Genomic DNA, 21,039 nt, shown 5'->3' with positions numbered 1-21,039 from the left:
ATCATTGTCTGGTCTGGCGCAGCAGCATGGTGCCGCCGCGCTGGGTAAATTCAAGTTGTTTCAATGCGCTCATGCCCAACAGCACTTGCTCGCCACCCAGGCCCGGCGCCACCAGGGCGCGTACGTCCTGCAGGACGATATCGCCCAACTGCAGGCGGTCGAGGTGGGTGCGATAGCCCTGGCTGCGGCCGTTGGCGGTGCTCAAGGTCACCGGCAAACCGCGTTTGAGCCCCAGGCGTTCGGCCAACTCGGCCGGTACCGCCACGTCGGTGGCACCGGTATCGAGCATGAAATCCACCGGCTGGCCGTTGATCTGGCCAGTGGCGACAAAATGCCCCTGGCCGTTGCCGACCAGTTTCACTTCTATATAACCCGCGTGTTGCTGCGAGGTAACTACGGCGTTGGGATTTTCCTGACGCGCTTCCCATTGCCCAAAAAACCGTGTTGCCAGAAACAGCCCGGCGCCCCACGCCACGAACATCAATAGGCGTCCGGCGCGCTTGCCAGGCGGCTGCGTACTCACGGCTGGGCGCTCCAGCCACCGGCCGGAGCGGCAAAACGATAGACCATCGGGCGTTTTTCACCGTCGGCCCGGGCGCCGAAATTGTTGTCGATGCCAATCCAGGCTCCGTCGGCGTCAATCAGCAAGGCTTCCGCCAGACCATAACTCTGGGAGTAACGTCGATTTGGCAGCAATGCCTCATCGGCATACGACCAGCACAGCTCGACTTTGGCCGTTACGCTGTCGCGCCGGCAGATCTGGAACGCATTGCGCTCCAAGGTAAACAGCTTGCCATTGAACAGCGCCAGGTCGGCAAAGTCCTTGGACACCGCCTTGGCTCCCGGAAACTGCGCCGGCTGCATTTCCTGGCCGGCTTCGCTCAACAGTACACACGGACCATCACAATCCCAAACGCTCTGCCCGCGCCTGATCGAAATCAGCCCGCGCCGCTCACGTTCGGCCGCCAGCCAGATCTGATTGCCCTCGGGGTTGACCGCCAAGCCTTCAAACAAGGCATTGAAGTGCAGCAACAGACCACTGGCCCGCGCCTCGCGAACCATGCCAGGGGCAATCTTCAGCCACTCTGGATCGCCGCTTGCCGGCACCTGCAGCACCGCCGCGTGGGCTTCGCTGACGATATAGCGATTACCCGCGGCGTCACAGCTGATGCCTTCAAAATCCAGGTCACCGCCGCGAATCACCGACGCCGCCGTGGTGCGTGCGCGCAAGCCCCAGGGCAGGCCCGATTCAGGCACCGGCGGCACATCGATCTTTACCGTCTCGGCCTGCCAGGTGTCGGCGCGGGTATCGAGGCGGTAGATCTGGTCGTCGTCGCGGTCAGAGACCGTCCACAACTCCTTGCCACACAAGGCCAGGCCCGACAGGTTGCCGCCGCGCATGCCGTCTACCGGGTGTTCGGACAGCAATTTGAGCTCGGCCGCAGGCTGGGCCACGACCTGGGTCGCTGCCAACCCACTCAACAACAGTATCGCCAGGGCGAAACCGCTGCGCATCAGCCCAATACCTCGGCCAGGTTGCCTTTGGACTCCAGCCAGGCCTTGCGGTCGCCAGCGCGCTTCTTGGCCAGCAACATGTCCATCATTTCCGAGGTGGCGGCGTAGTCTTCCAGGGTCAACTGCACCAGGCGCCGGGTGTTCGGGTCCATGGTGGTTTCCCGCAGTTGCGGTGGGTTCATTTCACCCAGGCCCTTGAATCGGGTGACTTGCGGCTTGCCACGTTTCTTCTCGGCCACCAGGCGATCAAGGATGCCGTCGCGCTCGGCTTCGTCCAAGGCGTAGTAGATTTCTTTGCCCAGGTCGATACGGTACAGCGGCGGCATCGCCACGTAGACGTGCCCGGCATCCACCAGCGGGCGGAAATGCTGAACGAACAATGCGCAGAGCAAGGTAGCAATGTGCAAGCCGTCGGAGTCGGCGTCGGCGAGGATGCAGATCTTGCCGTAGCGCAACTGGCTCATGTCCTCGGCGCCTGGATCGACGCCAATGGCCACGGCGATATTGTGCACTTCCTGGCTGGCCAGGACTTCGCTGCCATCGACTTCCCAGGTATTGAGGATCTTGCCACGCAGCGGCAGGATCGCCTGGAACTCCTTGTCCCGTGCCTGCTTGGCCGAACCGCCGGCAGAATCACCTTCCACCAGGAACAGCTCGGAGCGCATCGGGTCCTGCCCGGCGCAGTCCGCCAGCTTGCCGGGCAATGCCGGGCCTTGGGTAATGCGCTTGCGCTCGACCTTTTTGCTGGCCTTGAGCCGACGGCCGGCGTTGTTGATCGCCAGCTCCGCCAAGGCCAGGCCCAGTTCCGGATGCTCGTTGAGCCAGAGGCTGAACGCGTCCTTGACCACACCCGAGACAAACGCCGCCGCCTCGCGGGACGACAGGCGTTCCTTGGTCTGGCCGGAGAATTGCGGCTCCTGCATTTTCATCGACAGAACGAAGGCGATGCGCTCCCAGACGTCTTCCGGCGCCAGCTTCACGCCCCGCGGCAACAGGCTGCGGTACTCACAGAATTCGCGCATGGCATCCAGCAGGCCCTGGCGCAGACCGTTGACGTGGGTGCCGCCCTGGGCGGTGGGGATCAGGTTGACGTAGCTTTCCTGGACGCTGTCGCCACCCTCGGGCAACCACAGCAAGGCCCAGTCCACGGCCTCCTTGTTACCGGCCAGGCTGCCGCAGAAGGGCTCGTTGGGCAGGCGTTCGAAGTCGCTGACCGAGTCTTCCAGATAGGAGCGCAGGCCGTCTTCGTAGTGCCACTCGACCTTTTCGCCGGTGCCTTTGTCTTCAAAACTGACCAGCAAGCCCGGGCACAACACGGCCTTGGCCTTGAGTACGTGCTTGAGGCGGCTGATGGAGAATTTCGGGGAATCGAAGTATTTCGGATCCGGCGCGAAGTACACGCTGGTCCCGGTATTGCGCTTGCCGACAGTGCCGACCACTTCCAGCTCGGTGGCCTTGTAGCCATCGGCGAAGGTCATCTGGTATTCGTTGCCGTCGCGCTTGACCTTGACCCGCACCTGCGTGGACAGGGCGTTGACCACGGAAATACCCACACCGTGCAAGCCGCCGGAGAATTGGTAGTTCTTGTTGGAAAACTTGCCGCCGGCGTGAAGCTTGGTGAGGATCAGCTCGACACCCGACACCCCTTCTTCGGGGTGGATGTCCACCGGCATGCCGCGCCCGTCGTCGGACACTTCCAGGGAATGGTCGGCGTGCAAAATGACCTGGACCGACTTGGCGTGCCCGGCCAAGGCTTCGTCGACGCTGTTGTCGATGACTTCCTGGGCAAGGTGGTTCGGCCGACTGGTGTCGGTGTACATGCCGGGGCGTTTGCGCACCGGGTCGAGGCCCGAGAGGACTTCGATGGCGTCGGCGTTATAAGAGCTAGCGCTGGGAGTGGCCATGGGGTCTCGTCGTGAGTCGTTCGATTAAAAAGTAACCTGCGGTTTCACAATGCGGTGAAATCGAAGGATTGGTACTGATCTGCGCCAATGCCGGCAAAACTCAACAGCGCCGGCAACTGTCGGCCAAAGCCCTGGTAACCGTGGTCGCCGCCAGCCTGGATACGCAAGGCACAGGCCCGGTAATACTGCTCGGCGAGGCGATAATCCAGCGTTTCGTCCCCGGTCTGCAACCACACCTGATAGCGCTGGGCATCCTGGGGCGCTGCAACCTCAAGCACAGCCAGGGCTGCGACGTGATCGTGGGTCAGTTCCCAGGTTTCATCGGTGTAGAGATTCTTCTGGGTGCCCAGGTAACCGTCGAACATGCGATGGGGCCTGACCGCCGGGTTGACCAGCAGGGCCTTGAGGCCATGGCGTTCAGCAAGATGGGTTGCATAGTAGCCGCCGAGTGAGCTGCCGACCAGCAGTGGCCGCCCCAGCTCGCCGATCGCCTGCTCCAACTGGGCAATCGCCTGGCGGGGGTGGTGATGTAGGGCCGGCACCCGCAGTTGGTCGGCCAGCCCGAGACTGTCCATCACGCCCATCAGGTAACTGGCCTTGGTCGAGGCCGGCGCGCTGTTGAAACCGTGGATATACAAGATCGAAGCGGACATGCCGGGCTCTCCGTGCGTTATCGGCCAAAGGGGCGCAGTTTACAGGGAATGGCGCGGTGTGAGCAGGGTTACTGCCGAACGCGGCTTGCCAGGGGAAACGGGGCCAGTGTGGGAGCTGGCTTGCCTGCGATAGCGGTATATCCGTCATGGATGGGTTGGCTGACACCGCTATCGCGGCATAGGCATCTACACAACTTTCAGAAACTGACGATCTTCCCTGTGGCGAGCGGGCTTGCCCCGCGCTGGGTGGCGAAGCCGCCCTAAACCAGGCTATCGCGGTTTACCTGAAGAAACGCGGCGGGCTTATTGGGGCTGCTTCGCAGCCCAGCGCGGGGCAAGCCCGCTCGCCACAACAGCCCTATCTGCCTGGGGTTATGCGATGCAGCAAAATTGTGTAGATACCTATGCCTATCGCGGGCAAGCCCGCTCCTACATTGTGATGTGTGTTTGCAGGTTTAGTAGCCGTTGCTGCCGTAATCCAAGGTAAAGGTGAAGCCTTCGATCCGTTCTACCCCTGTTTCCAGCAGCCCATCCGGATGCAGACGCAACCAACGATAGCCGGGGGCCTCTTCGCTGACCTTGAAATCCTCACTGCCGGGGGCGAACTGGATGCAGGTGGACGGCGACGCCAGCAAGCGCACGCCATTACGCTGGCGGTCGATTTCCTGGTGCACATGCCCCCACAACACCGCCCGCACCTGGGGAAAACGGTCGAGCACGGCAAACAGCGCCTCGGGGTTACGCAAACCGATGGGCTCCATCCAGGCACAGCCAATGGGCACGGGGTGATGATGGAAGCACACCAGATGATGGCGACCCGGCGCTTCACTCAAGGCCTGGGCCAGGAGTTGCAACTGCACATCCGCCAGATAACCCGGCACCGAGCCCGGCACGGCGGAGTCCAGCAAAATGACCCGCCAGTTGCCCACATCCACCACCTGCTCCAGCAACGCACTGCCCATGGTCGCCTGGGCCATGACCTGCGGCTCATCGTGATTGCCCGGAATCCAGCGCGCCGGGGCGCCAATCTGCTGGCTCAGGTCGCGAAACAGCTGGTAGGACTCAAGCGTACCGTCCTGGGACAAGTCGCCGGTGGCCAGCAGCAAATCAATCTGCGGTTGCCGGGCTCGCACCAGCTCGATCACCCGTTGCAGGCTGTCGCGGGTGTTCATGCCCAGCAGCGTGCCATCGGCCTCGGCAAACAGGTGGCTGTCAGACAGTTGCACCAGCAACGCCGGCGCATCGGGGTTCACGGTGGATACGCTCGGCAAGGCGTTCTCCCAGGGCAATCACATAGATGGACAATGGGTGCAATTATGCTGGGGCAGGACACAAAGAGGAAAGCCGTGAAACGCACACCGTTGAACGCTATCGAACGACTTCAAACTCATGGCCCAGGGCCAGGCAATGGCTCAACCATTCACCGAGGAACACATTGAGCTGTGCTTTCTCATCGGGCTGGTGCATGAACACATTGGGGTAAGGATAGATGCTGCGAAAGCGCCGTGCATGTTCGGCACTGACCACTTCGGCCATCCGCGCATCGTGATACACCTGCACTTCCAGCTGCGGCACCGGCAGCCACGGCAGGCTGTGCTCCTGGCGTACGCGCAGGGTGCTGGTGTATGGGCAGGTGAGGATGACCTCCAGGGTCAGCACACCGAGCATCTGGTCGCCGTGGGTCACGGCGATCCGCCGCGCTTGGGGGGTATGGCGCATGTCCGGCAACAGGCGCATCAGCCGCGCATAGTTAGCCTCGCAAGCGGCTTGCAAGCCGATCAGGTCGACCCGGTAGCGTTCCCGTGCCTTTACTGCCATAGCCCCCTCACTTCCGCGCGATTAAGCGCAAGCCATTGCAGGGCGATAATGCTGGCTGCGTTGGAAATTTTACCGTCGCGCACCGCTTGCAGGGCATCTTCAAAGGCCCACACGGTAACGCGGATATCTTCTGCTTCTTCGGCCAGGCCATGGATACCGCCAGCACCGCTACTGTCGCAACGTCCCAAAAACAGGTGGACGAATTCGGTGCTGCCCCCCGGCGACGGGAAATATTTGGTGATCGGCCACAGCGCAGAGAAGGTCAGCCCAGCTTCCTCCTCGGCTTCGCGGTGCGCAACCTCCTCCGGTTGCTCGTCTTTATCGATCAGACCGGCAACCATCTCCACCAACCATGGATTGTCAGTGCGGCCCATGGCGCCAACCCGGAACTGTTCGATCAACACCACTTCATCGCGTTGCGCATCGTAGGGCAGGACACAGACGGCATCGTGACGGACAAAAATTTCGCGGTTGATCACCGGGCTCATGCCGCCTTCGAACAGCTCGTGGCGCAGCTGTACACGATCAAGCTTGTAGAAGCCCTGGTAGGCATTGTCGCGCTGAACCACTTCAAATCTGTTCGGCGTCGATTTCGCACTGTCGGTCATATCAACCCTCGTTTATTGCGGTGTGTGTCTCGGCATCGCGCCATCCTACAGCGCCCGCCCCCGTCGGTGCAGCCCCTTTCCTGTTGCCGGGACAGGCGGCGGCGGTCAAACTCACTGTAATCAGCTTAGTGGCGAACTGACTGGGATGCCGACAGTCGAAGCCCCATATCTTTCGCTCTTCTCCGCTTTATGAAGGACGCCCATGTCGCTGTTAAAAGTCGCCTCCGTGGCCTGTATTGCCTTGACGCTCGGCGCTTGCCAGAGCCTGTTCCAACCCAACTACCGCGCGCCGCTGGAAGCCACCCGCGATGCATCCGAAGTGGTGCAACCGGGCTGCACCACTGCCGATTGCCCACTGGTGAACATCGATACGGTGCATTTCGCCAACGAGCCCAAGCTCGACGCATTGATCGAGCAGCGCCTGCTGGAAATGACTCGCACCTCTCCCGGCACGCCACTGCCCGCGTCACTGAATGCCTATCGGGAAAAATTCCTGCGCGAGTCCGGCCCGCGCAACAGCATGTATTTGCAGGCCAAGGTACGGGAGCAGCATGACGGCTTGGTGATCATCGAACTGTCCAGCTACCTGGACACCGGCGGCGCCCACGGCGAACCTGGCCGCGGCTTCATCAACTACTCGCGCCAGCAACAAAAAAACCTGACCCTGGCGGACATGCTGCGCCCCGGCAAGGAAGACGCGTTCTGGAAAGCCGCCCAAGTGGCCCACAACAGCTGGCTGATCAGCACCCGCCTGAGCCTGGAACCGGACTACGTGAAAAGCTGGCCCTTCCAGAAAACCCCGAACGTGGCACTGACCTATGGCGCGGTGGTGCTCAAGTACCCTACGACCACCATTGCGCCCTACGCCATGGGCCACGTCGAGTTGCAGATTCCTTACGCGCGTCTCGACGGCATCATCAAGCCTGAGCTGGTGCCCGTGCGCCACTGAAGGCACGCCCAAGGATAAATTGCAGCAGCCCTGCCAGCGCCAGTGCCGGCAGGGTCGCACCGACATCCGGATACAGATTGGCCAGCAGATGATAGGTGCTGATACCGCCCAGCCAGGCCAGCAGCGCCGGCCAGCGCAGGCTTGCAGGCAGCGCCTGGCCACGTCGGCGCAGGATGAAGTGATCCACCAGCACCACGCCAAACAGCGGCGCGAATACCGAGCCGATCAACAGCAGGAAATTCTGATACTGGGCCAAGGGCGCGAAGCAGGCGATCAGCGTGCACACCACGCCAATAGCCAACGCCAGGTGCTCGACTTTAAGGCGCAGCAGCATGCCGCTGGACACCGCCGCCGAGTGGATATCCGCGAAGGCGTTTTCCGACTCATCCAACAGAATCAACAGCAGCGGAATCCCCAGGCCAGCTCCGGCCAATGCCAGCAACAGCGCGTTGACTTCACCACTGGGCGCAAACGCCAGGGTGTAGGCCACGCCCAGGCTCATCAGCCAGAAGTTACCGATAAAAAAGCCCAGGGCCGTGCCGCCGAACACTCGGGTTGCGCGCTTGCCGAAGCGTGAGTAGTCGGCAATCAGCGGCAGCCAGGACAACGGCATGGCAATGGCGATATCAAACCCGACGGCAAACGGCAGCGAACCATCGCCCGCCTGGGCCCACAACGCGGCCAGGTCGGCCTTGGCGAACAGGTTCCAGGTCAGCCACAGACAGGCCGCCAGCAGCAGCCAGATCCCCCACTTGCGCAGGATCTGCCGTACGAAGGTCAACGGGCCGCTGACCGCCAGCAAGGTGGCGAGGCCGCCAAAGAACAGCGTCCAGAGCAATGGGCTGGCCCACAGGCTGCCTTCGCTGAAAGCACGGGTGCCGAGCAGGCTGGCGGCATCGCGCATGACGATGATCTCGAACGAGCCCCAGCCGATCAACTGCAGCAGGTTCAACAGCGCCGGCAGGCTAGCGCCTTTGGCACCCAGGCTGAGCTTGAGGGCGGCCATGGACGATAGGCCGGTGTCACTGCCGATCACCCCGACGGCGGCCAGCAACAGCACACCCACCAGGGTACCGAGGAAGATCGCCAACAACGACCCCGACAGGCCCAACCCCGGCGCCAGCAGCGCGCCGGTTTGCAGGACCATCAGGCCGATGCCGAGGGAGAACCACAGGGAGAACAGATCGCGGGCGCCGAAGACACGTTTGTCTATGGGCACGGCAATGTCGGGAGAGTAGGTACTCGGTTGAATGCTCAAGGGTGGAATCTCTGAGGAGTATTTGTTGTTTGAGAGGTCGCTTTCGCGAGCAAGCCCGCTCCCACATTCGACCGCATTCCAGAGGTGGAACTCGATCGAATGTGGGAGCGGGCTTGCTCGCGATGAGGCCCTTGCAGGCGCCCGCGATCTTGGATCAGACCTTTTTGTAGAGCTGACTACCTTCCTGCTTGAACCGCTCTGCCTGCTCGGCCAAGCCCTTGGCCACATCCACGTCCACAGCCTCGATGCGCTGGTTGGCCGCGTACTCACGCACTTCCTGGGTAATCTTCATCGAGCAGAATTTCGGCCCGCACATCGAGCAGAAATGCGCGACCTTGGCCGAATCCTTGGGCAGGGTTTCGTCGTGATAGGAGCGTGCGGTGTCCGGGTCCAGGCCGAGGTTGAACTGGTCCTCCCAACGGAACTCGAACCGCGCCTTGCTCAAGGCGTTGTCGCGGATCTGCGCGCCTGGATGGCCCTTGGCCAAATCCGCCGCATGGGCCGCAATCTTGTAGGTGATGATGCCGGTCTTCACGTCATCCTTGTTCGGCAAGCCCAGGTGTTCCTTGGGCGTGACGTAGCAGAGCATCGCGCAACCGAACCAGCCGATCATCGCCGCGCCGATGCCTGAGGTAATGTGGTCGTAGCCCGGAGCAATGTCAGTAGTCAGCGGGCCGAGGGTGTAGAACGGCGCCTCGTCACAGCACTCCAGTTGCTTGTCCATGTTCTCCTTGATCAACTGCATCGGCACATGGCCCGGGCCTTCGATCATGGTTTGTACGTCGTGCTTCCAGGCGATCTTGGTCAGTTCGCCGAGGGTTTCCAGCTCACCGAACTGCGCCGCGTCGTTGGCGTCGGCAATCGAGCCCGGGCGCAGGCCATCGCCGAGGGAGAAGCTGACGTCATAGGCCTTCATGATTTCGCAGATTTCGTCGAAATGGGTGTAGGTGAAGTTCTCTTTGTGATGCGCCAGGCACCACTTGGCCATGATCGAGCCGCCACGGGAAACAATACCGGTGACACGCTGGGCGGTCAGCGGTACATAGCGCAGCAGCACGCCGGCGTGGATGGTGAAGTAGTCGACACCCTGCTCGGCCTGTTCGATCAGGGTGTCGCGAAACAGCTCCCAGGTCAGGTCTTCGGCGGCGCCGCCGACTTTTTCCAGGGCCTGGTAGATCGGCACGGTGCCGATCGGTACCGGCGAGTTGCGGATGATCCACTCGCGGGTTTCGTGGATGTGCTTGCCGGTAGACAGGTCCATCACCGTGTCCGAACCCCAGCGAATGCCCCAGGTCAGTTTCGCCACTTCTTCTTCGATGGACGAGCCCAGGGCGCTGTTGCCGATGTTGCCGTTGATCTTCACCAGGAAGTTACGGCCGATGATCATCGGTTCCAGTTCGGTGTGGTTGATGTTGGCCGGGATGATGGCGCGGCCACGGGCGATTTCTTCGCGCACAAACTCGGGGGTGATGATTTTCGGCACGCTGGCGCCGAAGCTGTGGCCGGCGTGTTGCGGGGTCAGCAGGCCGGCAGCGCGGGCTTCTTCGAGCTTCATGTTTTCGCGGATGGCGACGTATTCCATCTCGGCGGTAATGATGCCCTGGCGCGCGTAGTGCATTTGCGTGACGTTGGCCCCGGCCTTGGCGCGGCGCGGGTTTTTCACGTGGGCAAAACGCAAGGCGGTCAGTTCGGCGTCGCTCAGGCGCTGTTGGCCGAAGTGAGAACTCAAGCCCGGCAGGCGCTCGGTATCGCCACGGGACTCGATCCACGGCGAGCGCACATCGCCCAGGCCTTTACGCACGTCGATAATCACGTTGGGGTCGGTGTACGGGCCGGAGGTGTCGTAGACCACCACGGGTGCATTGATCTCGCCGCCGAAGTCGGTGGGCGTCACGTCGAGGCTGATTTCGCGCATCGGTACGCGGATATCCGGGCGAGTGCCCTGCACATAGACTTTTTGCGAGCGGGTAAACGGCTGCACGGATCCCGAGTCAACTTTGGCCGACTCACTCAAATGCACGGTGTTTTTTAGTTTTGTACTCATCACGGGCTCTCCAGACACATCCAGGCAGTGGATTTTTGTCGGAGCGAACCTGTGACGGATGGACGCACTGCAAGCAGTGCTGTGCTTGACGCACGAGGGCCGTTCGATTGTCGAACAACATCCCGGACGAAGCACAAGAGGACTCGCCGGGTGACGAGAAATCTTGTTCCCTACGCAGGCGCTAACCTGATCAGGTTCAACGGGATCCGGTATTTACCGATCTCAGCCTCATAGCAAGGCACCCCGACAAGAACGCGGCCAGTCTAGACCATGGAGCAGGCAAATTGCCAATAGCGGTGCATTCAGCGTGATGAATGGCGCAATTACAGGATTGTTGTGCCGCAGTGCGGCCACTACACTCGGCTACTGCCTCAACGCCTTGACGCTATGGATTGCTCGTCGTAGCCTTGGGCGCTAAATTATCGCCGTAATATTTATCTAGGGATCGCCTCATGCTGCGCAAACTTTCACTGGCTCTTGCCGTGTCTTGTGCGACCAATGGAATGGTCTGGGCAGCAGAAGCGCCCTTGTCGACCAAAACCGATCTGGTCAGCGTCTACCAGGAAGCGGTGGACAACAACGCCGACCTGGCCGCCGCCCGCGCCCAATACGGCGCGCAGAAAGAAGTGGTGCCCCAGGCCCGCGCCGGCTTGCTGCCCAACCTCTCGGCCGGCGCCGACGTGAACAACGTGCGCACCCAGATCGACACACCCTCGGCCACTGCCAATCGCGACGCCCACACCTGGCGCGCAACCCTCAGCCAGCCGCTGTTTCGCGCCGACCGCTGGTTCCAGTTGCAGGCTGCCGAAGCCGTCAATGAACAAGCGGCCCTGCAACTTTCGGCTACCGAGCAGGAACTGATCCTGCGAAGTGCAGAAAACTACTTCGCCGTGCTGCGTGCCCAGGACAACCTGGCCTCGACCAAGGCCGAGGAAGCTGCCTTCAAACGCCAACTGGACCAGTCCAACGAGCGTTTCGACGTGGGCCTGTCGGACAAGACCGACGTGCTGCAATCCCAGGCCAGCTACGACACCGCACGGGCCAACCGGATCCTTGCCCAGCGCCAGGTGGATGACGCGTTTGAAGCGCTGATCACCCTGACCAACCGCCAGTACAACGCGATCCAGGGCATTGTCCACACGCTGCCGGTGTTGCCACCGGCGCCGAACGACGCCAAGGCCTGGGTCGACACCGCCGGGCGGCAGAACCTGAATCTTCTGGCCAGCAACTATGCGGTCACGGCCGCCGAAGAAACCCTCAAGCAACGCAAGGCCGGTCACGCGCCGACCCTGGACGCGGTGGCGCAATACGAGAAAGGCGATAACGACGCCCTCGGTTTCAGCAACCCCAATGCCTTCGGCCAACCCTATCGTGGCGATGTCGAACAACGCACCATCGGGCTGCGCCTGAATATCCCGCTGTACAGCGGCGGCCTCACCAGCTCCCAGGTGCGCGAATCCTATTCGCGCCTGGGCCAGACCGAACAGCAACGCGAAGGCCTGCGCCGCCAAGTGGTGGAAAACACCCGCAACCTGCACCGTGCAGTGAATACCGATGTGGAACAGGTACAGGCGCGACGCCAGTCGATCATCTCCAACCAGAGCGCAGTGGAAGCCACGGAAATCGGTTACCAGGTGGGTACGCGCAATATCGTCGACGTGCTCGACGCCCAGCGCCAGCTGTACACCTCAGTGCGCAACTACAACAACAGCCGCTATGACTACATCCTCGACAACCTGCGCCTCAAGCAGGCGGCGGGGACGTTGAACCCGGGGGATCTGCAGGATCTGGCGCGGTACCTGAAGGCAGACTACAACCCGGACAAGGACTTCCTGCCGCCGGACCTGGCCAAGGCTGCGGCCGAACAACTCAAGGCCCGCCCCGGCAACTAAACCCACCGCATAACAAATGTGAGAGCGGGCTTGCTCGCGAAGGCAGTGTGTCAGTCAGCACATGTATTGACTGACACACCGTCTTCGCGAGCAAGCCCGCTCCCACAAGATCAGCGGTTGATCAGGCGATCGAGACCCTCGAGCAAGCGCTTCAATGCCCCCTGATTGGCCTGCATCACCTTAAGCCCCGCCTGTGCCATCTTCTGTGCATCCTGCGGCAGCTCAAACAACTGCCGCACCACCTCGGCCAGCCCTTCGGCATCCTCCACCTCCCGCAACGCTCCGGCTTCGCGCATCATCGCGGCGATTTCGAGGAAGTTGAACAGGTGCGGGCCGCTGATCACCGGCTTGGCCAGCGCTGCGGGCTCCAACAGGTTATGCCCGCCGTTGGGCACCAGGCTGCCGCCGACAAAGGCGCTGTCGGCCAAGGCGTAGAGAAACAGCAACTCCCCCATGGTGTCGCCCAGCAATACCGACGTATCGGCACTCACCGACGCGCCGCTGGAGCGCTGTACCGTGGCAAAACCCTGTTGCTGGCAAAGCTCCAGCACCGCGTTGAAACGCTCCGGATGCCGGGGCACCAGAATCAACAGGGCATTGGGGTAGCTGGCGAGCAACTGCCGATGGGCAGCCAGCACCACTTCATCTTCGCCCGCATGGGTACTGGCGGCGATCCACACCGGGCGTTCGCTGGCCTGCCACTGCTCGCGCAGCGCGGCAGCGCGTACCAGCAGTTGTGGGTCGATGGTCAGGTCAAACTTGATCGAGCCGGTGACTTCGACCGTTTCCGGGCGCGCACCCAGGCTGCGAAAACGCTCGGCCTCGGTGGCGGTCTGCACGGCGAACAGGCTCATTTCTGCCAGCATCGGCGCAGTCAGTTTGGAGAAACGTGCGTAGCCCTTGGCCGAGCGTGCCGACAGCCGCGCATTGGCCAGGACCACGGGAATCCCGCGCTTGGCGCACTGATGGATATGGTTGGGCCACAACTCGGTTTCCATGATCACCGCGAGTTTAGGCTGGACCCGGTCCAGAAAACGCTTGGCGGCGCATGGCAAATCGTAGGGCAGGTAGCAATGCTGGATGCGCGGCTCATTGGCGAACAAGGCCTGGATCCGCTCGGAACCGGTGGGCGTCATGCAGGTGACGGTGATCGGCAGCTGTGGATGACGCTCCAGCAGGCCGCGGATCATTGGCGCGGCGGCGATGCTCTCGCCCACCGACACCGCGTGTACCCAGATCCCACCGGGTTTGAGTACCGGCAAACCGTAGGAAAAGCGCTCACTGACGCGCTTGGCGTAGGCCGGCGCCTTGCGGGCCCGCAGCCATAGACGTAAGGCCACCAACGGCAGCGCCAGGTAAAACAGACAGCTGTAGAGAGTTCTATTCATGGCGGCGGAGTTTATCGGCTTTTTCAGCCGATCGCCTGCAAACACGCGGTAAAACGTTCGGCCAGAAAGCGCGCCGCCGGGCCCAGGGGCTCATCGCGCCGCCACACCAGTTCCACCACCAGGGCCGGCGGGGTCCATTCGCTATCGAGCTCGACCATCTGCCCGTGATAGGTCGGATATTGCACCACATGCCGGGGCAACCAGGCCCAGCCCAGACCACGCGCCAACCATTCGGCCAGCACGTAGAAGCTGTCGGCGCGCCACACCTGCGGGCTGGCCGCCTCACTGCCGGGGTAGACGCTGGTCTGGGTCGACATCAGCAACTGGCGAAACTGCGCCAGGCGCTGGCAATCGACAAAACCATCCCTGGCCAGCGGATGCCCGACGCCACACACCGTGACCATCTCCACACTGCCGACCACCCGCCGCTCAAGGGCTTCAGGGATCTGGTCGTGGTAGAACAGCAACCCCAGGTCCGCTTTGCGCTCGACTAATTTACGTGCGACATCACCTTGGGCCGTGCTCGACAATTGCACTTCCAGGCTAGGAAATTTCCCGGCCAGCGCCTCAAGGCTATCGAGTACCGGCTGATATAACATGGCTTCGTCCTGGGCCAGGCGCAGCCGCGCTTCTTCACCCCGCATCAGGGACAAAGCGCGGCCGTTGAGACGCTCGCACTGGCGCAGCACTTCCCGGGCTTCCTCCAGCAGGACCGTGCCGGCCTCGGTCAAACGGGGCTGGCGACCGCTGCTACGATCGAACAGGCTCACGCCCAAGTCGGCCTCCAGCAAGGCAATCCCATTGCTCACCGCTGACTGCGCCTTGCGCTGGTCCCGCGCCACCGCCGAAAACGAACGTTGTTCGGCGACGCTGACAAACAAGCGCATCTGATCCAGGTTCCATTGCACGCTCATCGGCTAAACCCATCTTAAATTCGGATAGGTAATGACTTTACCCCATCTGATAACGCACTAAAATGCCAGCCTTTGTAGGAGCGAGCTTGCTCGCGAAAAACCCAAGAACACCACGTTCAACCAGGCTATACGCGTAATCGTTAACGATTTTCGCGAGCAAGCTCGCTCCTACAGTATTGAGCCCATCCCGAGGATTGCCCCATGAACGTCGCCTACTACTACCTGGCCATTGCCATTTGCTCGGAAGTGATCGCCACCGTTTCCATGAAAGCGATCAAGGGCTGGAGCACGCCGATCCCACTGCTGCTGGTTATCGTCGGCTATGGCGTGGCCTTCTGGATGCTGACCTTGGTAGTGCGCACTGTGCCGGTGGGCGTGGCCTACGCGGTATGGGCGGGGATGGGGATCGTCATGGTCAGCATCGCTGCGCTGTTTATCTATGGGCAGAAGCTCGATCTGCCAGCGATGCTGGGGATGGGCTTGATTGTGCTGGGAGTGGTGGTGATTCAGTTGTTTTCGAAAACTGCCGGTCACTGACCTCCTACGTTGTTGATCCTGAGCAAAGATCCCGCCGTCGAGTCTGTATACTTGGCCTCTTGTTCTGAACACTGAGGTCGCCCCATGCCATCCGTTATTTCCACCGACGTCCTGATTGTCGGCGCCGGGGTTGCCGGCCTCTGGCTCAATGCGCGCCTGCGCAGCCAGGGGTTCTCCACAATCGTGGTGGAGAACGCAACCCTGGGTGGCGGGCAGAGCGTGAAGTCCCAGGGGATCATTCACGGTGGTGCGAAATACGCCTTGCACGGTGCCCTGACCGGCGCTTCCGAAGCCATTGCCGATATGCCACGACGCTGGCGTGAAGCGCTGGCCGGCACCGGCGAACTGGACCTGACGGGCGTGCGCCTGCTGTCCCAGGCCCATTACCTGTGGTCGCCTGGCACCCTCGCCGGCAACCTCACCAGCTTCTTCGCCAGCAAGGCGGTGCGTGGCCGCGTCGACCAGGTCAAGGGCGACGATTTGCCGCCGGCCCTGCAAGACCGTCGCTTCAAGGGCAAGGTCTATCGCCTGGCCGAGTTGGTGGTGGACGTACCGAGCCTGATCGAACGCCTGGCGCAACTGGCCGGCGATGGCCTGCTCGCCGGGCAACAGATCGAGCCGCTGCTTGAGGGTGGCATCCTGGTTGGCCTGAAAGTCGATGGCCGGGCGATTCGCGCCCAGCGCATCGTGCTGAGTGCCGGCGGCGGCACCGCCGAGCTGCTCACGGCCCTGGGCCTGAGCCAGCCGGCCATGCAAAAGCGCCCGCTGCATATGATCATCGCCAAGGGCCCCGGCCTCAAACCTCTGTACGCGCACTGCCTGGGCGGCGGCACCAAGCCACGGATCACCATCACCACGCACCCGGCCGCCGATGGCAATTGGGTGTGGTACATGGGCGGTGATATTGCCGAGACCGAAGGCGTGCACCGCACGCCCGCCGAGCAGATCGCCACGGCGCAAAAGGAGCTGGCGCACCTGCTGCCGTGGATCGACATGAGCCAGACCCAGTGGGCGACCCTGCGGGTGGATCGCGCCGAGCCCCTGCAAACGGGCCTGACCCGACCGGACAACGCGTTCCTCGCCGAGCAGGGCCGGCTGTTGGTGGGCTGGCCAACCAAGCTGGCCCTGGCCCCGGACTTCGCCGATCGGGTGCTCTACGCCCTGGAACGTGACGGCGTCCAGCCAACGCCAAGCACGCCACTGCCTGAACTGCCTCGCCCCGCCGTAGCCCAACCCGCCTGGGAGCAACTGTTGCCATGAGCCTGCCGACCCTGCATGACCTTCATCGCCCCCTGGGCAGCACCGGCCTGCTGGTGTCGCCACTGGGCCTGGGCACCGTGAAGCTGGGGCGCGACCAGGGGGTGAAGTACCCCAATGGCTTCCAGATCCCCAACGATGAGGAGGCGCGGATGTTGCTGCGCCAGGCGCGCGAGCTGGGGATCAACCTGATCGACACCGCCCCCGCCTATGGGCACAGCGAAGAACGCCTGGGCCCGCTACTGCGTGGCCAGCGCCAGGACTGGGTGATTGTCAGCAAGGTCGGCGAAGAATTTGCCGACGGCGTGTCCCGTCACGACTTCAGCGCGGCCCACACCCGGCTGTCCGTGGAACGCAGCCTGAAACGCCTGGAAACGGATTTTATCGACCTGGTGCTGGTGCATTCCGACGGCAACGACTTGCATATCCTCAACGATTGCGAGGTCTACCAGACCCTGGCGGACCTCAAGGCCGAGGGCAAGATTCGCGGTTTCGGCTTCTCCGGAAAAACCGTCGAAGGCGGCGTGAAGGCTCTGGAACAGGGCGATTGCGCCATGGTCACCTACAATCTGAACGAGCAAAACGAAAAAGCCGTGATTGATTATGCCGCCGCCCATGGCAAAGGCATCCTGGTGAAAAAGGCCCTGGCCAGTGGCCATGCGTGCCTGGAGCCGGGAGTGGATCCAATTCACGCCAGTTTCATCTTGTTGTTTGCGCAAACGGGCGTGGCCAGTGCTATTGTCGGGACCATCAACCCGCTGCACCTTGCCCATAATGTGGCAACCGCTGCCAAGATCATTCGCCAATCCTGATGCCGCCGACGCGGCCGACCCCGACGCAAGAAGGAGCCGACATGCCGCGAACGCTCATAAGAAAAAACCCCAGTAACTTTAAAACTCTGCCCCTGTACGTCGAAGCCACCCCCGAAGGCCTGAGCTACCAGAGCGTGGGCATGCCGCTCAACTTTGCCCAGACTTTGCAGCGACGCAAGCCGGTGGAGGTGGCGGATGCCGAGCGCTTCGCACTGGAACTGGCCAACCTCGGGGTGTCGGTGCGCCTGACACTGCACTGGCAAAACCGCGATTACTGGGTACTGGTGCGCCAACGTCGCCAAGACCGTGGCGATGTGGTGCTCAAGCTGATTTCCGGCTACGTGCCGGCCCACGAACTGAACCTGCCGCTGCACACCGCCATTCAGGAAATCGCCGAGGAATGCCTGCTGGAAACCCCGGAAGGTTGGCTGGGCGGGCGTTTCAACGACACCTGGCTACCGGCGCCCTACTCCAGCGCGCTGCATTACCGCGAGGCCTTGCCGTTTCGCCTGTCGCCGTTGTCAGGTGCCGCCCGCCCGGTGCGCTGCGCCAGCATGCAGTTGATCGAACGCCCCCGGGCCTATGTGCACCTGCCCACGGCGTCACTGCAATTGATCTACGACCTGCGCCTGGAAGTGCCGAAGGAAGCCAAGTCCTTGAGTCTGTTCCATGTGGACGAACGCCTGGAAGGCGACCAACTGGTGGCACGCCTGGACCGCCAGCGCCCGGATTTGTACCTGATGCCCCTGAAGGACGGCCAGCCGTGCGCCGAGCTGTATACCCTGAAGAAGGATCAACTGATCCCGGCGAGCACCCGCGGGTTATACCTGGCTGAGAGTTTTGCCCAGCAGGAGGGTTGGCTGGTGCGTGATGAGCGGATCCGCTGGAAGGACTGGCTCAGGCAACAGGGCCTGAGCACGCCGGAGAAGGAATCGAAGTTGAAGCAGTTGACCGGGCGGGCCAGGCAGATCTTGCGCAAGATGGTGCCAAAAAAAGCAGGACGCTGACGCCTCCCCTGTAGGAGCCGGCTTGCCGGCTCCTAAAGAGAATAAGGGCTCAGCCGTGCAGCAGTTTCTCCAGGCCCGTCTTCAGCGGCGTCGGCTCAGGCAAGGTGAAGCTCGCTGCCAAACGCTGGTTGTTGGCCCTGGAGTGCCGGATATCCCCTGAACGCGGCTCTGTGTAGCTGACAGCCGGCAACGAGCCGACAATTTCCGACAGTGCCTGCAGCAACTGCTTGAGCGTGGTGGTGCGGTTCCAGCCGACATTGATCGCGCCCAGAGGCGCTTCGGCCATTTCCACCGCTTGTACCAGCACCGCCACCAAGTCCCCGACGTACATGAAGTCACGGGTTTGCTCACCGTCGCCGAATACGGCAATCGGCAGGCCTTTCTGCGCGCGCTCGCTGAAGATGCTGATCACCCCGGAATACGGCGATGAAGGATCCTGGCGCGGGCCAAAGATGTTGAAGAAGCGGAAAATCACCGGCTCCAGGCCATGCTGGCGACGGTAGAAGTCAAAGTAGTGCTCGCTCGCCAGCTTGTCCGATGCATAAGGCGTCAACGGTGCCTTGGCGGTTTGCTCGTCGATAGAGTCGCCTTCGCCGTTGTTGCCATACACCGCGGCACTGGAAGCAAACACCACGCGCTTGACCCCAGCCTGACGCATGGCTTCGCAGACATTCAGGCTACCCACGAAGTTGCTCTGGTGTGTACTGACCGGGTCATCCACCGACGCCTGCACCGACGCGACTGCCGCCAGGTGCACTACCGCCGTCGCCCCCAGCGCCGCACGGGCGACGAGAGCAGCGTCGGCCACATCGCCTTCGAGCAGTTGCAGGCGCGGGTTGTCCAGCGGCAGGTTGCTGCGCTTGCCGGTGGACAGGTTATCCAGTACCCGCACCGCATAACCCTTGGCTAGCAGTGCATCGACCAGATTGGAACCGATAAAGCCAGCACCGCCGGTAATCAGTACAAGAGCATCAGACATAGCGGTAAAACCTATTGGGCGGCATCGTTGGTTTGGCGAATTTTTTCGACAATCGCGGTGGTCGAGCTGTTCTCTACCAACCCCAGGACTTTGACCTTGCCGCCATAGGCGTTGACGATATCGGCGCCGACCACCTGGTCGACCGAGTAGTCACCACCCTTGACCAACACATCCGGCTTGACCTGGGCCAGCAGGTTTTCCGGGGTCCCCTCGGAGAAGCTGATCACCCAATCCACCGCGCCCAACCCAGCCAGGACCGCCATGCGCCGGTCCACGCTGTTGATCGGTCGGCCAGGGCCTTTCAGGCGGCTGACCGAAGCATCATCGTTGATCGCCACGATCAGGCGATCACCCTGAGCGCGAGCCTGCTCCAGGTAGGTCACATGGCCGGCGTGCAAGATATCGAAGCAGCCGTTGGTGAAGACAATGCGCTCGTTATGGGCCCGGGCATCGTCAATCGCCAGCAGCAATTGCTCCAGGCTCAACACGCCACGCTCCGAGCCTTCCTCGCGCTGGATCGCACGACGCAGTTCCGGGGCGCTGATGGACGCCGTGCCCAGCTTGCCCACCACGATGCTCGCGGCCAGGTTGGCCAGGGCCACCGCATGGGGCAACTCCTCGCCCGCCGCAATCGCTGCCGCCAGGGTGGAAATCACTGTGTCACCGGCGCCGGTGACGTCGAATACTTCCCGCGCCCGCGCCGGAAGGTGCATGGCCGGGTGACCGGGGCGCAGCAGAGTCATGCCGTGTTCGCCACGGGTCACCAGCAAGGCGCCGAGGTCGAGATCGGCCATCAGGCTTGCGCCTTTGCTCACCAAGTCATGCTCATCGACGCAACCGCCGACGATGGTTTCAAATTCGCTGAGATTCGGCGTGATCAGGCTGGCCCCCCGGTAGACCGAGAAGTCCTTGCCCTTGGGATCGGCCAGCACTGGGATGCCACGGGCCTTGGCAGCCTGGATCAGCACCTGGTGGTTTTTCAACGCGCCTTTGCCGTAATCCGACAGCACCAATACCTTGATGCCTTCGAGCAACGCGTCGACCTGGTCACTGAGGGCCAGGGCGTCGGTGGCGAAGGGTTCTTCAAAATCGATACGCAGCAATTGCTGGTGACGGCTCATGACCCGCAGCTTGACGATGGTCGGCTGGTGGGCAATGCGCTGGAACAGGGCACGCACGCCGGCGCCGCGCAGGCTGTTGGTCAGGCTGTCGGCGGCTTCATCGTCGCCGGTCACGCCGACCAGGGAGGCCGGGGCGCCGAGTGCGGCGATGTTAAGGGCAACGTTGGCAGCGCCGCCTGGACGGTCTTCGATTTGCTCGACCTTGACTACCGGTACCGGTGCCTCAGGGGAAATCCGTGAGGTACCGCCATGCCAGTAACGGTCGAGCATGACATCGCCGACCACCAAGACAGGGGCTTGATCGAATCGCGGCATGGACAACTTCATGGAGCAACCCACATACAAAATGAACAGGGGCGCGATATTAGCACAGGGAAAAGCAT

The 21,039-nt window shown here is 62.2% G+C and carries 19 protein-coding genes and 1 riboswitch; of the genes, 6 read left to right on the top strand and 13 right to left on the bottom strand.

Annotation, left to right across the window (positions count from 1 at the left end):
- Position 1: 1 nt before the first annotated feature.
- The 7 genes from JTY93_RS02315 to JTY93_RS02285 form a co-directional block, all read right to left on the bottom strand.
- On the bottom strand, positions 2-523 hold the full coding sequence (locus JTY93_RS02315) for a retropepsin-like aspartic protease family protein (RefSeq protein WP_205476186.1): 522 nt from the start codon (positions 521-523) through the stop codon (positions 2-4).
- A complete protein-coding gene (locus JTY93_RS02310) occupies positions 520-1,515 on the bottom strand; it encodes an esterase-like activity of phytase family protein (RefSeq protein ID WP_205476187.1) in 996 nt (331 codons plus the stop codon). The genes JTY93_RS02315 and JTY93_RS02310 overlap by 4 nt, the downstream gene beginning before the upstream one ends.
- A complete protein-coding gene (gene parE, locus JTY93_RS02305; protein WP_032862074.1) occupies positions 1,515-3,419 on the bottom strand; it encodes a DNA topoisomerase IV subunit B in 1,905 nt (634 codons plus the stop codon). Before parE ends, JTY93_RS02310 begins: the two co-directional genes overlap by 1 nt.
- Positions 3,420-3,463: 44 nt before the next feature.
- On the bottom strand, positions 3,464-4,072 hold the full coding sequence (locus JTY93_RS02300) for a YqiA/YcfP family alpha/beta fold hydrolase (RefSeq protein ID WP_205476188.1): 609 nt from the start codon (positions 4,070-4,072) through the stop codon (positions 3,464-3,466).
- Between the two features lie 455 nt (positions 4,073-4,527).
- Positions 4,528-5,343, bottom strand: a complete 816-nt coding sequence (gene cpdA / locus JTY93_RS02295; RefSeq protein WP_205476189.1) for a 3',5'-cyclic-AMP phosphodiesterase — start codon at positions 5,341-5,343, stop codon at positions 4,528-4,530.
- Positions 5,344-5,440: 97 nt separating this feature from the next.
- The gene (locus JTY93_RS02290; RefSeq protein ID WP_169992198.1) at positions 5,441-5,890 is read right to left on the bottom strand and encodes a DUF1249 domain-containing protein; all 450 of its coding nucleotides are present in this window, start codon (positions 5,888-5,890) and stop codon (positions 5,441-5,443) included.
- Positions 5,881-6,498, bottom strand: coding sequence for an NUDIX domain-containing protein (locus JTY93_RS02285; protein ID WP_205476190.1), 618 nt, complete (start codon positions 6,496-6,498; stop codon positions 5,881-5,883). Before JTY93_RS02285 ends, JTY93_RS02290 begins: the two co-directional genes overlap by 10 nt.
- A gap of 202 nt (positions 6,499-6,700) precedes the next feature.
- On the opposite strand from JTY93_RS02285, the gene JTY93_RS02280 reads away from it, so the two are divergent.
- A complete protein-coding gene (locus tag JTY93_RS02280) occupies positions 6,701-7,447 on the top strand; it encodes an RsiV family protein (RefSeq protein WP_205476191.1) in 747 nt (248 codons plus the stop codon).
- Here JTY93_RS02280 and cytX read toward each other — a convergent pair.
- Positions 7,416-8,705 (bottom strand): putative hydroxymethylpyrimidine transporter CytX, encoded by a 1,290-nt coding sequence (gene cytX / locus JTY93_RS02275; RefSeq protein WP_205476192.1) that lies wholly within the window; start codon positions 8,703-8,705, stop codon positions 7,416-7,418. The two genes, JTY93_RS02280 and cytX, sit on opposite strands and share 32 nt — an antisense overlap.
- Before the next feature lie 154 nt (positions 8,706-8,859).
- Positions 8,860-10,749, bottom strand: a complete 1,890-nt coding sequence (gene thiC, locus JTY93_RS02270; RefSeq protein ID WP_205476193.1) for a phosphomethylpyrimidine synthase ThiC — start codon at positions 10,747-10,749, stop codon at positions 8,860-8,862.
- Between the two features lie 150 nt (positions 10,750-10,899).
- Positions 10,900-11,005, bottom strand: a riboswitch (TPP riboswitch).
- 196 nt (positions 11,006-11,201) lie between these two features.
- On the opposite strand from thiC, the gene JTY93_RS02265 reads away from it, so the two are divergent.
- Entirely contained in the window at positions 11,202-12,641 is a 1,440-nt protein-coding gene (locus JTY93_RS02265; protein ID WP_205476194.1) for a TolC family outer membrane protein, read from the top strand.
- A 110-nt stretch (positions 12,642-12,751) separates the two neighbouring features.
- Here the strand turns inward: JTY93_RS02265 and waaA are convergent, their stop codons facing one another.
- Positions 12,752-14,029 carry a lipid IV(A) 3-deoxy-D-manno-octulosonic acid transferase gene (waaA, locus tag JTY93_RS02260; protein ID WP_205476195.1) on the bottom strand — a complete coding sequence of 426 codons (1,278 nt, stop codon included), beginning with the start codon at positions 14,027-14,029 and terminating at the stop codon, positions 12,752-12,754.
- Between the two features lie 23 nt (positions 14,030-14,052).
- Entirely contained in the window at positions 14,053-14,943 is an 891-nt protein-coding gene (locus JTY93_RS02255; RefSeq protein ID WP_169992184.1) for a LysR family transcriptional regulator, read from the bottom strand.
- Positions 14,944-15,144: 201 nt separating this feature from the next.
- Between JTY93_RS02255 and JTY93_RS02250 the strand changes: the two genes are divergently transcribed.
- From JTY93_RS02250 to JTY93_RS02235, 4 genes are all read left to right on the top strand, one after another.
- Complete coding sequence (locus JTY93_RS02250; RefSeq protein WP_029299169.1) at positions 15,145-15,480, top strand: DMT family transporter; 336 nt, start codon at positions 15,145-15,147, stop codon at positions 15,478-15,480.
- 84 nt (positions 15,481-15,564) lie between these two features.
- On the top strand, positions 15,565-16,740 hold the full coding sequence (locus JTY93_RS02245) for an NAD(P)/FAD-dependent oxidoreductase (protein ID WP_205476196.1): 1,176 nt from the start codon (positions 15,565-15,567) through the stop codon (positions 16,738-16,740).
- On the top strand, positions 16,737-17,549 hold the full coding sequence (locus JTY93_RS02240) for an aldo/keto reductase (protein WP_169992180.1): 813 nt from the start codon (positions 16,737-16,739) through the stop codon (positions 17,547-17,549). The genes JTY93_RS02245 and JTY93_RS02240 overlap by 4 nt, the downstream gene beginning before the upstream one ends.
- A 41-nt stretch (positions 17,550-17,590) precedes the next feature.
- Positions 17,591-18,556, top strand: a complete 966-nt coding sequence (locus tag JTY93_RS02235) for a metal ABC transporter ATPase (RefSeq protein ID WP_205476197.1) — start codon at positions 17,591-17,593, stop codon at positions 18,554-18,556.
- A gap of 49 nt (positions 18,557-18,605) precedes the next feature.
- On the opposite strand, the gene JTY93_RS02230 is transcribed toward JTY93_RS02235, so the two are convergent.
- A complete protein-coding gene (locus tag JTY93_RS02230) occupies positions 18,606-19,535 on the bottom strand; it encodes an NAD-dependent epimerase/dehydratase family protein (RefSeq protein WP_205476198.1) in 930 nt (309 codons plus the stop codon).
- Positions 19,536-19,546: 11 nt separating this feature from the next.
- Positions 19,547-20,983 carry a bifunctional D-glycero-beta-D-manno-heptose-7-phosphate kinase/D-glycero-beta-D-manno-heptose 1-phosphate adenylyltransferase HldE gene (hldE, locus tag JTY93_RS02225; RefSeq protein WP_169992174.1) on the bottom strand — a complete coding sequence of 479 codons (1,437 nt, stop codon included), beginning with the start codon at positions 20,981-20,983 and terminating at the stop codon, positions 19,547-19,549.
- Between the last annotated feature and the right edge of the window lie 56 nt (positions 20,984-21,039).

Source organism: Pseudomonas hygromyciniae (assembly GCF_016925675.1).
GTDB lineage: Bacteria > Pseudomonadota > Gammaproteobacteria > Pseudomonadales > Pseudomonadaceae > Aquipseudomonas > Aquipseudomonas hygromyciniae.
Note: the sequence above shows the minus strand (reverse complement) of the source record. Positions and strands in the feature narration are given on the sequence as shown.

Coding starts and splice junctions, on each gene's coding strand:
- JTY93_RS02235 (WP_205476197.1), top strand. CDS start 17,591: ATGCCGCGAACGCTCATAAGAAAAAACCCCAGTAACTTTAAAACTCTG.
- JTY93_RS02285 (WP_205476190.1), bottom strand. CDS start 6,498: ATGACCGACAGTGCGAAATCGACGCCGAACAGATTTGAAGTGGTTCAG.
- JTY93_RS02290 (WP_169992198.1), bottom strand. CDS start 5,890: ATGGCAGTAAAGGCACGGGAACGCTACCGGGTCGACCTGATCGGCTTG.
- JTY93_RS02300 (WP_205476188.1), bottom strand. CDS start 4,072: ATGTCCGCTTCGATCTTGTATATCCACGGTTTCAACAGCGCGCCGGCC.
- JTY93_RS02310 (WP_205476187.1), bottom strand. CDS start 1,515: ATGCGCAGCGGTTTCGCCCTGGCGATACTGTTGTTGAGTGGGTTGGCA.
- JTY93_RS02265 (WP_205476194.1), top strand. CDS start 11,202: ATGCTGCGCAAACTTTCACTGGCTCTTGCCGTGTCTTGTGCGACCAAT.
- hldE (WP_169992174.1), bottom strand. CDS start 20,983: ATGAAGTTGTCCATGCCGCGATTCGATCAAGCCCCTGTCTTGGTGGTC.
- JTY93_RS02240 (WP_169992180.1), top strand. CDS start 16,737: ATGAGCCTGCCGACCCTGCATGACCTTCATCGCCCCCTGGGCAGCACC.
- thiC (WP_205476193.1), bottom strand. CDS start 10,749: ATGAGTACAAAACTAAAAAACACCGTGCATTTGAGTGAGTCGGCCAAA.
- JTY93_RS02255 (WP_169992184.1), bottom strand. CDS start 14,943: ATGAGCGTGCAATGGAACCTGGATCAGATGCGCTTGTTTGTCAGCGTC.
- parE (WP_032862074.1), bottom strand. CDS start 3,419: ATGGCCACTCCCAGCGCTAGCTCTTATAACGCCGACGCCATCGAAGTC.
- waaA (WP_205476195.1), bottom strand. CDS start 14,029: ATGAATAGAACTCTCTACAGCTGTCTGTTTTACCTGGCGCTGCCGTTG.
- JTY93_RS02230 (WP_205476198.1), bottom strand. CDS start 19,535: ATGTCTGATGCTCTTGTACTGATTACCGGCGGTGCTGGCTTTATCGGT.
- JTY93_RS02280 (WP_205476191.1), top strand. CDS start 6,701: ATGTCGCTGTTAAAAGTCGCCTCCGTGGCCTGTATTGCCTTGACGCTC.
- JTY93_RS02245 (WP_205476196.1), top strand. CDS start 15,565: ATGCCATCCGTTATTTCCACCGACGTCCTGATTGTCGGCGCCGGGGTT.
- JTY93_RS02250 (WP_029299169.1), top strand. CDS start 15,145: ATGAACGTCGCCTACTACTACCTGGCCATTGCCATTTGCTCGGAAGTG.